General features: G+C 64.6%; 14 protein-coding genes. 6 read left to right on the top strand and 8 right to left on the bottom strand.

Going from position 1 to position 12735, the window contains the following annotated elements; genetic code table 11:
- The first annotated feature begins 20 nt into the window (after positions 1-20).
- The gene (locus Q1A53_RS00170) at positions 21-1505 is read left to right on the top strand and encodes a hypothetical protein (protein ID WP_299961785.1); all 1485 of its coding nucleotides are present in this window, start codon (positions 21-23) and stop codon (positions 1503-1505) included.
- Positions 1502-2470, top strand: a complete 969-nt coding sequence (locus Q1A53_RS00165) for a site-specific tyrosine recombinase XerD (protein WP_299961783.1) — start codon at positions 1502-1504, stop codon at positions 2468-2470. The genes Q1A53_RS00170 and Q1A53_RS00165 overlap by 4 nt, the downstream gene beginning before the upstream one ends.
- Here Q1A53_RS00165 and Q1A53_RS00160 read toward each other — a convergent pair.
- On the bottom strand, positions 2407-3273 hold the full coding sequence (locus Q1A53_RS00160) for a metallophosphoesterase family protein (RefSeq protein WP_366872195.1): 867 nt from the start codon (positions 3271-3273) through the stop codon (positions 2407-2409). The two genes, Q1A53_RS00165 and Q1A53_RS00160, sit on opposite strands and share 64 nt — an antisense overlap.
- Positions 3274-3296: 23 nt before the next feature.
- On the opposite strand from Q1A53_RS00160, the gene Q1A53_RS00155 reads away from it, so the two are divergent.
- Positions 3297-4604 (top strand): HlyC/CorC family transporter, encoded by a 1308-nt coding sequence (locus Q1A53_RS00155; RefSeq protein ID WP_299961781.1) that lies wholly within the window; start codon positions 3297-3299, stop codon positions 4602-4604.
- A gap of 326 nt (positions 4605-4930) precedes the next feature.
- Positions 4931-5368, top strand: a complete 438-nt coding sequence (aroQ, locus tag Q1A53_RS00150) for a type II 3-dehydroquinate dehydratase (protein WP_299961779.1) — start codon at positions 4931-4933, stop codon at positions 5366-5368.
- 96 nt (positions 5369-5464) lie between these two features.
- On the opposite strand, the gene Q1A53_RS00145 is transcribed toward aroQ, so the two are convergent.
- The 4 genes from Q1A53_RS00145 to rpsB all read right to left on the bottom strand — a co-directional run bounded on the left by Q1A53_RS00145 (position 5465) and on the right by rpsB (position 8932).
- Positions 5465-5818: a response regulator gene (locus Q1A53_RS00145; protein ID WP_299961776.1), complete on the bottom strand. Its 354-nt coding sequence runs from the start codon at positions 5816-5818 to the stop codon at positions 5465-5467.
- Entirely contained in the window at positions 5815-6843 is a 1029-nt protein-coding gene (locus Q1A53_RS00140; protein WP_299961774.1) for an HWE histidine kinase domain-containing protein, read from the bottom strand. The genes Q1A53_RS00145 and Q1A53_RS00140 overlap by 4 nt, the downstream gene beginning before the upstream one ends.
- Before the next feature lie 263 nt (positions 6844-7106).
- Positions 7107-7982, bottom strand: a complete 876-nt coding sequence (gene tsf / locus Q1A53_RS00135; RefSeq protein WP_299961772.1) for a translation elongation factor Ts — start codon at positions 7980-7982, stop codon at positions 7107-7109.
- Between the two features lie 80 nt (positions 7983-8062).
- The gene (rpsB, locus tag Q1A53_RS00130) at positions 8063-8932 is read right to left on the bottom strand and encodes a 30S ribosomal protein S2 (protein WP_299961770.1); all 870 of its coding nucleotides are present in this window, start codon (positions 8930-8932) and stop codon (positions 8063-8065) included.
- Here rpsB and Q1A53_RS00125 point away from each other — a divergent pair.
- Positions 8931-9803: a PA14 domain-containing protein gene (locus Q1A53_RS00125; RefSeq protein WP_299961768.1), complete on the top strand. Its 873-nt coding sequence runs from the start codon at positions 8931-8933 to the stop codon at positions 9801-9803. The genes rpsB and Q1A53_RS00125 overlap by 2 nt on opposite strands.
- Here the strand turns inward: Q1A53_RS00125 and Q1A53_RS00120 are convergent.
- From Q1A53_RS00120 to Q1A53_RS00110, 3 genes are all read right to left on the bottom strand, one after another.
- On the bottom strand, positions 9786-10631 hold the full coding sequence (locus tag Q1A53_RS00120; protein WP_299961766.1) for a lysophospholipid acyltransferase family protein: 846 nt from the start codon (positions 10629-10631) through the stop codon (positions 9786-9788). The genes Q1A53_RS00125 and Q1A53_RS00120 overlap by 18 nt on opposite strands.
- Positions 10628-11392 (bottom strand): GNAT family N-acyltransferase, encoded by a 765-nt coding sequence (locus tag Q1A53_RS00115; protein WP_299961764.1) that lies wholly within the window; start codon positions 11390-11392, stop codon positions 10628-10630. Before Q1A53_RS00115 ends, Q1A53_RS00120 begins: the two co-directional genes overlap by 4 nt.
- Positions 11393-11518: 126 nt before the next feature.
- Positions 11519-11701 (bottom strand): DUF3553 domain-containing protein, encoded by a 183-nt coding sequence (locus tag Q1A53_RS00110; RefSeq protein WP_299961762.1) that lies wholly within the window; start codon positions 11699-11701, stop codon positions 11519-11521.
- Between the two features lie 26 nt (positions 11702-11727).
- Here Q1A53_RS00110 and Q1A53_RS00105 point away from each other — a divergent pair, with 26 nt between their 5' ends.
- Positions 11728-12324 (top strand): histidine phosphotransferase family protein, encoded by a 597-nt coding sequence (locus tag Q1A53_RS00105; RefSeq protein ID WP_299961760.1) that lies wholly within the window; start codon positions 11728-11730, stop codon positions 12322-12324.
- Positions 12325-12735: the final 411 nt, after the last annotated feature.

The raw sequence follows: 12735 nt of genomic DNA, 5'->3' as shown, positions 1-12735 counted from the left end.
GTCGCCCATACCTCGCCGCAGTGGCTGCAGTGGCCCTGATCGTGCCCGGCGCCGGCGCGCAGGAGGCGCCGCTGTCGGTCATTGACTGGCTCAGTCAGAACCCCGATCAGCCCGGCGCAACCTCCGTCGCGTTGCCCGCGGAGGAGCCGCCGGTGGCAGGCTCCGGCAGCCGCCCCGCGGTCGATGTCAAACCGCTGAGCGCGGAGGCCACGCGCAGCATCGGCCTCGTGCCCGCCCGCGTCACGGGCCTACCCGCCGAGTTGTGGCTGCACGGCAATGCGGCGGAGTTGAGCGCCGCACTTGGCGATCTGCCGGAGCTTCGCCTGCCCGCAGCACAGGCGCTGCTCTTTACGCTGCTGCTGACCGAAGCACTGCCGCCGCCGCGGGATGCAGGCGCGCTCACCCGGGCGCGCGTCGCCGCGCTGCGGCGGTTCGGGGCGCTCGATCCCGCGCTGGCCTTGATGGAGCAGGCCGGGGTCCGCCGCGATCCGGCAGATTTCGAGGTCTTCATGGATCTTGCCCTGCTGACGGGTCAGGAACGGATCGCCTGCGATATTCTGGACAACGCGCCGCATCTGTCGCCGGGCCTGCCCGAGCGGATCTTTTGCGCGGCGCGGCTCGGGGACTGGTCCCTTGCCGCCGTGCTCTTTGAAAGCGGGCGCAACATTGGGGTGATGGATCCGGTGGAGATCGCGGTACTGGACCGCTTTTTACACCCCGAGCTATTCGAAGGCGCGCGCCCCCTGCGCCCGCCCCGCGCGATGACGCCACTGATCTTCCGGTTGCTGGAGGCCATCGGCGAGCCGCAACCGACCCGCAGCCTGCCGCGCGCCTTTGCGGTGGCGGATTTGCGCGATCTGGCCGGTTGGAAGTCGCAGATCGAGGCGGCGGAGCGGCTGGCGCAAACCGGCGCGTTGCCCGCTAACCGATTGCTGGGTCTTTTTTCGGAGCGGCAGCCTGCGGCCTCCGGTGGCGTCTGGGACCGCGTCCGCGCCATCCAGCAGATCGACACAGCCCTCAGCGCCGGATCGGCGGAGGCCGTGGCAAAAACGCTGCCCGCTGCCTGGGCCGCGATGCAGGACGCAAGTCTGGAAATCGTCTTTGCTACGCTTTTTGCCGACCGGCTGCACGCTGTCCCGCTCACGGGGCGCACGTCCGATCTGGCCGCACGCATCGCGCTTCTGTCCCCCGGCTATGCGCAGGCAGCCGCCCGAGCACCGGACCCGCTGACCCGCGCGCTCGCCGCGGGCCAGCCGGGGGATCTGCGCGCACGCGACAGCCTGGAGGCCGCGATCCTTGAGGCCTTCCGGAGCGACACGTCAGCACCGGTCCCGGCCTCTGCTCAAGGGTCCGCGATCCTGCGCGCGCTCGTCACGCTGGAAACCGGCGCCAGCGGTGATCTGCCATCCCTGACCCGCGCGCTCAGCGCCCTGCGCGCGCTCGGACTGGAGGATTCCGCTCGCCAGGCTGCGCTGCAGATCCTTCTGCTGGAGCGGTTCGGATGAGTGCCGCGCACTGGATTTCCGCCTTTCTGGAGGCACAGGCGGCGGAGCTTGGCGCTGCGCGCAACACGCTGTTGGCCTACGGGCGCGATCTGCAGGATTTCCAAGGCTGGCTTGCGGGCGCGGGCCACGGGTTCGACACGGCACAACAGGACACTGTCGAAGCTTACCTGATCCACTGCGACACCCAGGGCCTCGCGCGCGCCACCCGGGCCCGGCGTCTTTCGGCGATCAAGCAGCTTTACCGCTTTGCCTTTGAGGAAGGCTGGCGCAGTGACAACCCCGCCATCCAGATCAGTGGCCCCGGGCGCGACAAGCGCCTGCCCCAGACCCTGTCGGAGACCGAGGTGGACCGGCTGCTGGAGGCCGCGCGCACCACCGGTCGGTCAGACCGCGACCGAGCGCGCAACAGCTGCCTCATGGAGCTGCTCTACGCCACCGGTATGCGCGTCAGCGAGCTTGTCACCCTGCCCGCCAGTGCCGCGCGGGGCGATCCGCGGATGCTGCTCATTCAGGGCAAGGGCGGCAAGGAACGCATGGTACCGCTCTCCCCGCCCGCGCGGGAGGCGCTGGCCCGCTGGCTTGCCATACGTGACCGGATGGAGGCGGAACGGCGAGCGGCAGGCAAGACGCCTTCACGCTATCTGTTCGTGTCGCGCAGCGCGGCGGGGCATCTGACGCGCCACCGGTTCTATCTGCTGATCAAGGAGATGGCGGTGACCGCGGGCGTTTCCCCCGCCAAGGTCACGCCCCATACGCTACGCCACGCCTTTGCCACCCACCTGCTGGCCAACGGCGCGGACCTGCGCTCCATCCAGACGCTGCTGGGCCACGCGGACGTGGCGACCACCGAGATTTACACCCATGTGCTGGAGGCACGGCTACAGGAACTGGTCCTGACCCATCACCCGCTGGCCAAGGACGGACCGCGCAAGTCCTCGGGCAAGATATCCTCCGACGGCCAGTAGCCGCTCAGCAAAGCCCCGTCATATCCTTGTGTCAGCGCCGCGCGGCGCATCTCTGCAGCGGCGCCATCCGCGTCATAGCGCAGCCGGTGGATCGTCACCTCTCCGCCATCGAGGATACCATAGCGCGTCTGCTGCCGCCCGTCGTTGGGCGGCATGCCGATCACCCCGGGGTTGATCCAACGCCCCTGTGGTGTCTCGCGGATAAAAGCCAGCCCGCAATGCCCGGCGATCACATGGTCCACCGGCCCGGCTGCGGCCTCTACCTCCTGCCACTCCGCTTCGAACACCGCATCCGCATCGCTCGGCCAGACAAAACGGGCCACATCCGTCACCCCACCGTGGATCACCGCGTAGCGCGCGCCCTGATGGCGAAAGACGATCATGTCCGGGCAGGCCAGCATCCACGCTTTTGCGGCGGCATCTGCCTGATCCCGCGCGTGAGCATACCAGCCCGCGCTCAGCAAATCACAGGTGCTGCCCGGCTCGAAGCCGCACCCGCACTCCTCTGCGGCCGCACCCAGCTGCTGCTCGCAGTTGCCTGCGACCACCGCCGCACCACTGGTGCGAATGAGCTCCACCGTGGTGCGGACCGCCGCGCCGTAAGCCACCACATCGCCGGTGCAGATCATCTGCGCACCGCCCAAGCCGCGGGCCGCCGCCTCCGCCAGCAGCGCGCGCGTGGCCTGCGCGTTGGAATACGGCCCGCCAAACAGCAGCACCGGCCCGTTGATCACTCCCAGATCCCGCAGCATCACACGCTCTTCCCTTGAATGCAGACTGCCCTGCGCCCATACATATGCCATTGAGCATAAGGGTAACAATCCACATGGACACGGCGACTGCAACGCTTGACGGCACCTTCTGGCTCACCTCCGCGGTGATCTTGTTTCTGCTGGTGCTGTCGGGCTTCTTTTCGGGCTCGGAAACCGCGTTGACCGCCGCCTCGCGCGGCAAGCTGCGCGCGCAGGCCGACAAGGGCTCCAAAGGGGCGCAACGCGCGCTGCGGATTACCGAGGATAATGAACGGCTGATCGGCTCGGTGCTGCTGGGCAACAACCTCGTCAACATCCTCGCGGCCTCTCTCGCCACGCTCATCTTTACGCGCGCCTTCGGTGAAAGCGGCGTGGCGCTGGCCACGCTGGTCATGACGCTGCTGGTGCTGATCTTTGCGGAGGTGCTGCCCAAGACCTACGCCATCACCAACTCCGAGACCGCCGCCTCGCTCGTCTCCGGTCCCATTTCGCTGATCGTCAAGATCTTCTCGCCCATTGTGGCCGTGGTGCGGCTGCTGGTGCGCGGGGTGCTGCGGATCTTCGGGGTGCGGATTGACCCCGACAGCAACATCCTCGCCGTCCGCGAGGAGATCGCGGGCGCGCTGCATCTGGGCCACTCCGAAGGCGTTGTGGAGAAGGAAGACCGGGACCGTATCCTCGGCGCGCTCGATCTGGGCGAGAGGGTGGTGGAGGAGATCATGCTGCACCGCTCCGGCATCGAGATGATCAACGCCGAAGACGCGCCCGAGGCCATTCTAGAGCAATGCCTCACATCGCCCCATACGCGCCTGCCGCTCTATCTGGACGATCCCGAAAACATCATCGGCGTGATCCACGCCAAGGACCTGTTGCGCGCCATGTACAAGATCATCGGCGGCCCCGACGGCGACGCCAGCAAGCTGCGCGATTTCAAGATCACGGATGTGGCGATGCAGCCCTATTTCGTGCCCGAAACCTCCACGCTGGACGAGCAGATGCGCCAGTTCCTGCGGCGGCACACGCATTTTGCCCTGGTGGTGGATGAATATGGCTCGCTGCAGGGGTTGATCACGCTGGAGGATATTCTGGAGGAAATCGTCGGCGAGATCACCGATGAATTCGATGGTGGCAATGACAGCGGTGTAACCCGCGACAAGGATGGCCAGTTCGTGGTGGACGGCGGCATGACCATCCGCGATCTGAACCGCGCGACCGACTGGAACCTGCCCGATGAAGAGGCCAACACGGTCGCGGGTCTGGTCATTCACGAAGCACAGATGATCCCCACACCGGGTCAGGTCTTTTCCTTTCACGGTTTCCGGTTCGAAGTGGTCACCCGCGACGGCAATCGGATCACCGGGCTGAAGATCCGCCCTCTGTAGCCCTGGCATCCACCGCGGCACCGGTCTCGCCGACCCGAGCCGCTGACGCATCGGATCTTCGATCTGAGACGCCCAACGTTCATACTGAAGCGCCGGCCCAAGGGGTGGCGCAATCGCGCAGCCCGTTTTGCCAGAGCCAAACCTCCGGTCTGACGTTGGCGGAACGGCGCCTGTTGCACGGGTGCTCTGAGCGAAGCAGTATGTTTCAGATTGAAGGTCCGATGCGTCAGCCCCGTTTCCCGACCGTGATGCCGCGGCGCGAAAGGCGGTTCAGATTTCGGGCGGAGTGCGCTACATCACGGCAACCATCAACGCAGGATATCGCCATGACCTCTCTCTTGATCCTGAACGGGCCCAATCTGAACCTGCTGGGCACCCGCCAGCCCGAGGTCTACGGTCACACGACCCTGGCCGATATCGAAACGCTCTGCACGGATCATGCGCAAACCCGCGGCTGCGCGGTGGTGTTCGCCCAATCCAATCACGAAGGCGCGCTGATCGACACCATTCACGCGGCCCGCGGCGTCCATCAAGGGCTGATCCTGAACGCAGGCGCCTACACCCACACGTCCGTGGCGCTGATGGATGCGATTGCGTCCGTCAACATCCCGACGATCGAGCTTCACCTCAGCAACGTCCACGCCCGCGAGGCGTTTCGCCATCGTTCCTACATTGCCAAGGTGGCGGTCGGGGTGATCTGCGGCTTTGGCGCGCACGGCTACACGCTGGCCATGGACGCGCTGTTGAACCGGCTGGACGGCTAAGCATTGCTCAGATTGTAGCGCGCAGCCCCCATTTAGCCCGCGTTTACAGGCAAGCCCAAAGGCCAGAACCCGCGCGATCCTCACCGGATGCGGTGCTCACGTTACCTGAATTGCCGCACGAATGTCCTGCGCCCGGATCGGCTTTAGATACCTGTCCACATGGTTGAATTTTTCGTCTATGGGCGCGGCGCTTCCGTAACCGGTGACGAAAACGAAGGGGATGTCCAACTCCACAAGCGCCTGCGCCACGGGCTCGCTTGTATCGGTGTCACCGAGGTTGATGTCCAGCAGGGCGAAGTCACATGCACCGTGATCCAGCACGTTGAGCGCATCGGCGGCGCTGCGGAAGGGGCCGACGCATTCCAGGCCCATCGATGTCAGCATGTCCTTGAGAGCAAAGGCAATCATCATCTGGTCTTCGACAACCAATACGCGTTTTGCAAGTGTCATGTCTTTGCTTCCTTGAACGGACGCATTGTAACTTCGTAGTACAAGCCGCCCTCCGAAAAAACGAGCTCTGAGGTGCCCGCCAACTCGCCGGGCAGGATATCGTTGAGCAGAACTCGGCCAAATCCTTCGGCTTTCGGCGGGCGAGGCGGCGGTTTTGGCCCCCCCGTTTCACGCCAGTAGAACGCAGGGCTGCGGTCCTTGTTGCGAATACCCGCCTCGATCCTGCCGGATCCGGTGGACAGGGCACCGTATTTGGCCGCATTGGTCATCAGCTCATGGAGCGCCATGCTCACCGTCATCACGTGCCACGCGGGGATTTCAAAGGCATCCGCATCAAGTCGGATGCGGTCTGTCGCCCAGCGAGGACCCAGAAAGCTCTGCGCGGCATTTGAGAAAAGCTCCGTGAACTGAACCGGAGACCAGTCCGATTGACGCAACAGATCATGGGACAGGCTCAGGTTGCGCAACCGTTCGTCCACCGCGTCGAAGTAGCTCTGGATATCCGTCGCACCACGTCTGGATAGGCTGACAACGGCGATGGCGGTCGCCAGCGTGTTTTTCACCCGGTGCTGCAACTCGTTCAGCAGCATCTTGTTGTGTAGCCTAGCGGTCTGCTCTTCGGTGATGTCCTGGACCGTTCCCACCAGTCGAATCGCCTTTCCGTTCTGGAAAAAACAATCCGCTTTTGCTCTGAGCCACCGCATCGGGCGCCCATCTTTGGGATAGAGGCGATACATCATATCCATATGACCGTCCCCGTCGGGATCCAGTGCCTTGGCCGTCTCGGCGTCGTGCAGGGCGCGGTCATCCTCATGCACCTGGGCCACGATAGCTTCATAGGTTATCGGGTCGGTGCTCTGTATTCCCCATAGTTCACGGACCCGGTCATCCCAAAAGGCGGTATTGGTTTCCGGCTCGAACTCGAACACACCGATCTGCGACGCGCGGAGTGCTGCAACCAGCCGTCGCTCATCTGCATCCCTGATCGCGGCAACTTCGCTGTTGGTGTGGTCAAAGTATTTCATGGCTGCGTCTGCCCGCCGTCCCACCTGTCTACCCCATATCACAGATATGAGCGGACGATGCGCTTTTTGTCCCGGTCGAAAATAAGCGGGCCTTCAGTTACTTTTTCGTCTCAGCTTGGGGACATGCTGTGACATTCGTGGCTGACCCCTTTTTTGCGCGCTGCGGCTGGAACCACGCCTGATGGCACGACAGCATCCTAAGACCATATGACCAACGAAAAAGGGCGCATCGCTGCGCCCTTTCCTATCATCCGTCGTGATGCTCAGCCCTTGGCGGCCTTGGCCACCTCGGCGGCGAAGTCTTCCTTGACCACCTCGATGCCCTCGCCCACTTCCAGCCGGACAAACCCGGTGATGGTAGCACCCGCGGCCTCGGCGGCCTCGCCCACGGTGTGGTCGGGGTTGACCACAAAGGACTGGTTGAGCAACGTTACCTCGGACATATATTTCTTCATACGGCCCACGATCATCTTTTCGATGACCGCTTCGGGCTTGCCGCTCTCGCGGGCGATGTCCATCTGCACCTGTTTTTCCTTCTCGACCACTGCCGGATCCAGATCCGCCTCAGAGAGGGACGCCGGGTTCACCGCGGCGATGTGCATCGCCACCTGTTTGCCAAACCCTTCGTCACCACCCGTCAGAGCGACCAGCACGCCGATCTTGCCCATACCGGGGGCAGCAGCGTTGTGCACGTAGGAGACGACCGTTTCGCCGTCGATGGCCGACATGCGGCGCACGGACATGTTCTCGCCGATGGTGGCGATCTTGTCGGTGACCACGGTGGCGACGGTCTTGCCGCCCATGTCCGCCTCCTGCAGCGCCGCCACATCGGAGACTGTCAGCGCCACATCGGCGATGCCCGCGACCATCTCCTGGAATTCGGCGTTCTTGCCGACGAAATCGGTCTCGGAGTTCACCTCGACCGCGACACCGTGCCCGCCGTCGACCTTGACGGCCACCAGACCTTCTGCCGCGGTACGGCCCGATTTCTTGGCGGCCTTCGCCAGACCCTTGGTGCGCAGCCAGTCGATGGCCGCCTCCATGTCGCCGTCCGACTCGGTCAGCGCCTTTTTCGCGTCCATCATGCCCGCACCGGTGGTGTCGCGCAGTTCCTTGACCATAGATGCTGTGATCGCCATCTCAGGTTCTCCTCTTGAACAGGGTATCATGGGGCAGGTCATCCCTGCCCCGCATGTCATTCAGATGACAGGGCGCGGGCTTACGCCTTGGCCTCTGTCTCCTGCTTGCTCTCCAGATCGAGCGGGCCGTCCGCGGCAATCGCGTCGTTGGACACCGTCTCGGAGGAGGCAGCGCCCACTTCGACACCGCCTGCAGGCTCGGCCACGGCTTCTTCGACAGGCGCCTCTTCCATGGCACCGATGTCCACGCCGGCGGCCCCCAGCTGTGCGCTCATCCCATCGAGTGCTGCGCGGGCTGCAAGATCGCAATAGAGAGAGATCGCGCGGGCCGCATCATCGTTGCCGGGGATAATATAGTCGATGCCATCCGGTGGGCAGTTGGTGTCCACGACGGCCACAACCGGAATGCCCAGCTTGTTGGCCTCGGCCACGGCCAGCGCCTCTTTCTTCACGTCGATGACAAAGATCAGATCGGGGCGGCCGCCCATCTCACGGATCCCGCCAAGGCTCGCCTGCAGCTTGCCCTGATCGCGCTCCATGCCCAGACGCTCTTTCTTGGTGAGGCCCGCAAAGCCCTGCTCGGACTGCTCATCAATCGCTTTCAGGCGGTTGATCGACTGGGACACGGTCTGCCAGTTGGTCAGCGTGCCGCCCAGCCAGCGGTGGTTCATGTAGTATTGAGCGCATTTCTCCGCCGCCTCTGCGATGGGCTGCTGCGCCTGCCGCTTGGTACCGACAAAGAGGATGCTGCCGCCCTTGGCGACGGTTTCGCGGATCACGTTGAGCGCCTGGTCCAGCATCGGGACGGTCTGCGTCAGATCCATGATGTGGATGCCGTTGCGCGCGCCGTATATGAAGGGACCCATACGCGGGTTCCAGCGCTGCGTCTGGTGGCCGAAGTGTACGCCTGCTTCAAGCAGTTGGCGCATGGAGAACTCTGGAAGAGCCATGTCAGTCTACCTTTCCGGTTTTATCCTCGGCGGGGGCATGACACTGGGGTTCAGTGCCAACCGGCGGACCCTCGGGGATGTCTCCCCCGATCGGCCCAAACCCCGCCTGCGGGTTTCGATGCGCGCGTATAGGACAGCCGCGCGCCCGCCGCAAGGGCGCAATTGCCTGCTTTCCCGCCGGAACCGGACCAATTCGGACCCGGGCGCTTGTCTCCCCGATCTTCTGCCCTTTATTGTGACGCCAGAGGCCGCAGCAGACGGCCACAACACCAACAACCGACCAATGGGGATAGATATGACCATCCGTTTCAGAACCGCCGCCCTGGCGCTGGCGCTTACCGTGCCTGCTGCGGGGTTTGCTGCACCACTTGCCCTCACCCCCGCCGACCCGCAGCCTGACCCCGGCGCGCTGACCCCGGGGCTGGCCGTCAGCTACGCCAGCATCCCCAGCTCCGTGCGGGATCTTGCGGGCGCTCAGGACGCACTGGAGCGTAAGGCCGCGCCCGGCGCGCCGCTCATCGGGCTTTCCTATGACGATACCGATACCGCCACCCTGACCTCCGGCATGGCCGAAAAGGTTGCCGCCGACATCTCCGGCTACATCCATTTCGACGCCGCTGGCACCTACACGCTGGATTTTCTGAACAACGACGGGCTTGCGCTCTCCATCGGTGGTGAGCAGGTGGCGCTCTATGATGGGGTGCACGCCTGCGGCTACGCGGGCGAGATCGACGTGGAGGTACCGCAGGCCGGCTATTATTCGCTGGAGGCCACGTTCTTTCAGCGCAAGGGCACCTCATGCCTCATGATGGAATGGGGCCCCGACAGCGACGGGCTGGCGCCAGTCCCTGATTCAGCCTTCTTTCACTGACCCCGGCCGCGGGGCGCCGAAACCCGTTCTCACACGGGTTTCACACGCGGCGGCGAGCGTCTTGCGATCGCCCGCTGCCGCCACCGCCAGCGGGGCGTGATAGACCACGGTCACGCGGCCCTGCCGCGGCGCGGCCAGGACCCGCAGCAGGTGCGGGCCGAACTCCATGTCGCCCCACCAGCCGTAGAACCGCGCGCCACAACCCTCCGGCGCCCGGTACCGCACCGATACCGGCTGAACGGCCAGCCGCTCGCGCAATCCAGGTGCAAAAAATGCTGCAAAGAGCGTGCTTTTGAATGGCAGCACCCGCTGCCCGTCACTGCTGGTGCCTTCGGGAAAGAAGAGCAGCCGATGTCCCGCCCTCAGCCGCGACTGAAAAAGCGCCGCCTGCGCCGCCGCCTGCGCCCGGTCGCGCGCGATGAAAACCGTGCCGGTTGCCCTGGCCAGCCAGCCGATACCGGGCCAGCCCGCCACCTCCGCCTTTGAGACGAAATAGACCCTCTGCGGCGCGTTCAGCACAAAGATATCAAGCCAGCTTGCATGATTCGCGACCACCGCCCCCGGTGTCGCCATGGGTGTACCCTGGGTTTCGACCGACAGCCCGATGATCCGCAAGGCACCGCGACAGACCGCCACCGTGATCGCGGGCGTCAGGGGCCGGTTCACCCCCCAGACCGGCCGCTCGATCAGCCGCACGAGCAGCGTCAGCGCCAGCCCGCCGAAGACCAGCAGCGCCAGCGGCAGGCCTCGCATCAGCACCCGCAGCACGCCGCCCGCGCCCAGGCGGGGCGCCCGGGGAGGCGGGTCGCCCATCCAGGTGGCGCTCATCCCGCGCGGTCGCGGTAGAGCCGCGCCTGCCGTTCGTTCATGCGGGCCGTGTCCAGAATGAGGCACACATCCGTGGTATTGAACGCATGATCCACAAAGGCCCCCTCGCCCACGAACCCGCCAAGACGCAGGTAAGCCTTGATCAGGGCAGGCACCGCCAGCATGCCCGCGCGCAGATCCAGCTGGTCCTCGGCGATCAGATCCATGCGCTGAAACGCACCCGGCTGCGCCCGCACCCGCAGCGGCTCGGGCGCCAGATGCCGGTGATGAAGCAGCGACAGCGGCTCGGCCAGTGCCGCGGTATCGGTGCCGTGAAAGCTCGCCACACCAAAGAGCACTTCGATACCGTGATCGGCGATGTAGCCCGCCAGCCCGTTCCACAGATGATACATCGCCATTCCGCCGCGGTAGTCCCGGTGCACGCAGGAGCGCCCCAGCTCCAGCAGCCGCCGATCAGACCGCAGCAGCGGCTCCAGATCGTATTCATCCGCGGAATAGAATTGCCCTGCCGCTGCCGCCTGATCGCGCCGCATCACCCGGTAGACACCGACGACCGCCTGCGTGGCGCCGTCTATCAGCAACAGATGGTCAAAGAAGGGATCGAACCGGTCCTGCTCCAGCCGCGCGTCATGATCCACCATGGCGCCACCACCGCCCAACTCCTCCACAAAGACCTCATACCGGAGGCGCTGCGCGGCACGGCGTTCGGCCACCGTCTCGGCGAGCTTGACCGACAACTGGACCTTGGGCGGGGCGTTCATCGGGCGGTGCGTCCTTGTCATATCAAGTTGGTGCGGTCTTAGTGAATCGCACGGCCCGGCGCAACGCGGACCAAAGACGCGCCTTTTACAATTGCGCAGGTGACGTTAACCTTTTGGCAAGGTTCTTCATCCATCAAATACGGGGATCAGAGCGATACGGGTGCTATCAATGACAATCTTTCCTTCGTCGCGAAAATTGACGGTAACACGGGCATTTACATTGCTCTGCACCTGGCCCGTGCCCCACTCGGGCCGGTCGGGATGCTGAACCAGCATGCCCGGTGACAAGATCGCATTATAATCTTCCATGACCCCTTATCGCGCAGGAGACCACGATGGGCCACAGCAATGTTAACCTTGCCGCGCTAATCGGCAGCCGGATCTGTCACGATCTGATTTCCCCCATCGGCGCCATCAACAACGGGTTGGAGTTGCTGGGCATGTCCGGCGGTACCGCCGGGCCGGAGCTGGATCTGATCCAGGAAAGCGTCGGCAACGCCAGCGCGCGTATCCGGTTTTTCCGCATCGCCTTCGGGGCCGCGGGCGAGCAAATGATGGGCCGGGCCGAAGTGATGTCGATCCTCGATGACATGATGAGCGGTGGCAGGCTGACGGTCGCCTGGGGGCCCATCGACCCGCAGCCCCGCGGCGAGGTGCGCATGAGCTTTCTGGCGCTGCAGTGTCTGGAGAACGCCATGCCCTACGGTGGCCGGATCGAGATCAGCCAGGAAGACGGCAAATGGCTGCTGCATGGTCACGCGGACAAGCTCAACATCGACAAGGATCTCTGGGAGGTCCTCGGCAGCCCTGACGCGCCCGCCGATCTGCGCCCGGCTCAGGTCCAGTTTGCGCTGCTGCCGATCATCGCCGCCGACGCAGGCCGCAGCATCACCACCGAGATCGCGGAGACCCAGATTAAGGTGCTGTTCTAGCCCTAAGGGCAATACACTACCCGGACGACAAGGATCCGCCAAGCCAACTGCGAGAACACCGCGTCAGCCGCCCCCGGGACCTTGCCCGACCAGTCACCGCAAGGCTCGCTATCCCTGAAAACAAGCGATCACCCGCGTGTAGAGCACACGACACGGCCGAACGGGTCTGCACCGCGCGTCGCTGTGTCCTGAAACGCCGTCTCACCCATATCGTTGCCATGACACGGAAAGATTGCTGACCCCCACTCAGCTCCTCATTATCCCATCTCAAAGAAAATTCCGACGCCAGCGGAGCACTGCGGGTGTCGCAAGCCGACCCGGCCCTCGGGCCGGGCAGCCCCCGATCCTCCTCGATGGAGGTGAGGGGGCTTCCCCCCTTCCCGTCTCGTGCATCGCCGTTCGACGACAGCA

Source organism: uncultured Roseobacter sp., from assembly GCF_947496515.1.
Taxonomy (GTDB): Bacteria; Pseudomonadota; Alphaproteobacteria; order Rhodobacterales; family Rhodobacteraceae; genus Roseobacter.
This window is presented reverse-complemented; position numbering and strand designations above follow the sequence as displayed.

What these genes read in the sequence shown, in the direction of transcription:
- Q1A53_RS00105 (WP_299961760.1), top strand. Translation starts at nt 11,728, where the DNA reads ATGGGCCACAGCAATGTTAACCTTGCCGCGCTAATCGGCAGCCGGATC.
- Q1A53_RS00160 (WP_366872195.1), bottom strand. Translation starts at nt 3,273, where the DNA reads ATGGCATATGTATGGGCGCAGGGCAGTCTGCATTCAAGGGAAGAGCGT.
- Q1A53_RS00155 (WP_299961781.1), top strand. Translation starts at nt 3,297, where the DNA reads ATGGACACGGCGACTGCAACGCTTGACGGCACCTTCTGGCTCACCTCC.
- Q1A53_RS00145 (WP_299961776.1), bottom strand. Translation starts at nt 5,818, where the DNA reads ATGACACTTGCAAAACGCGTATTGGTTGTCGAAGACCAGATGATGATT.
- tsf (WP_299961772.1), bottom strand. Translation starts at nt 7,982, where the DNA reads ATGGCGATCACAGCATCTATGGTCAAGGAACTGCGCGACACCACCGGT.
- Q1A53_RS00125 (WP_299961768.1), top strand. Translation starts at nt 8,931, where the DNA reads ATGTCAGTCTACCTTTCCGGTTTTATCCTCGGCGGGGGCATGACACTG.
- Q1A53_RS00120 (WP_299961766.1), bottom strand. Translation starts at nt 10,631, where the DNA reads ATGAGCGCCACCTGGATGGGCGACCCGCCTCCCCGGGCGCCCCGCCTG.
- Q1A53_RS00115 (WP_299961764.1), bottom strand. Translation starts at nt 11,392, where the DNA reads ATGAACGCCCCGCCCAAGGTCCAGTTGTCGGTCAAGCTCGCCGAGACG.
- aroQ (WP_299961779.1), top strand. Translation starts at nt 4,931, where the DNA reads ATGACCTCTCTCTTGATCCTGAACGGGCCCAATCTGAACCTGCTGGGC.
- rpsB (WP_299961770.1), bottom strand. Translation starts at nt 8,932, where the DNA reads ATGGCTCTTCCAGAGTTCTCCATGCGCCAACTGCTTGAAGCAGGCGTA.
- Q1A53_RS00110 (WP_299961762.1), bottom strand. Translation starts at nt 11,701, where the DNA reads ATGGAAGATTATAATGCGATCTTGTCACCGGGCATGCTGGTTCAGCAT.
- Q1A53_RS00140 (WP_299961774.1), bottom strand. Translation starts at nt 6,843, where the DNA reads ATGAAATACTTTGACCACACCAACAGCGAAGTTGCCGCGATCAGGGAT.
- Q1A53_RS00165 (WP_299961783.1), top strand. Translation starts at nt 1,502, where the DNA reads ATGAGTGCCGCGCACTGGATTTCCGCCTTTCTGGAGGCACAGGCGGCG.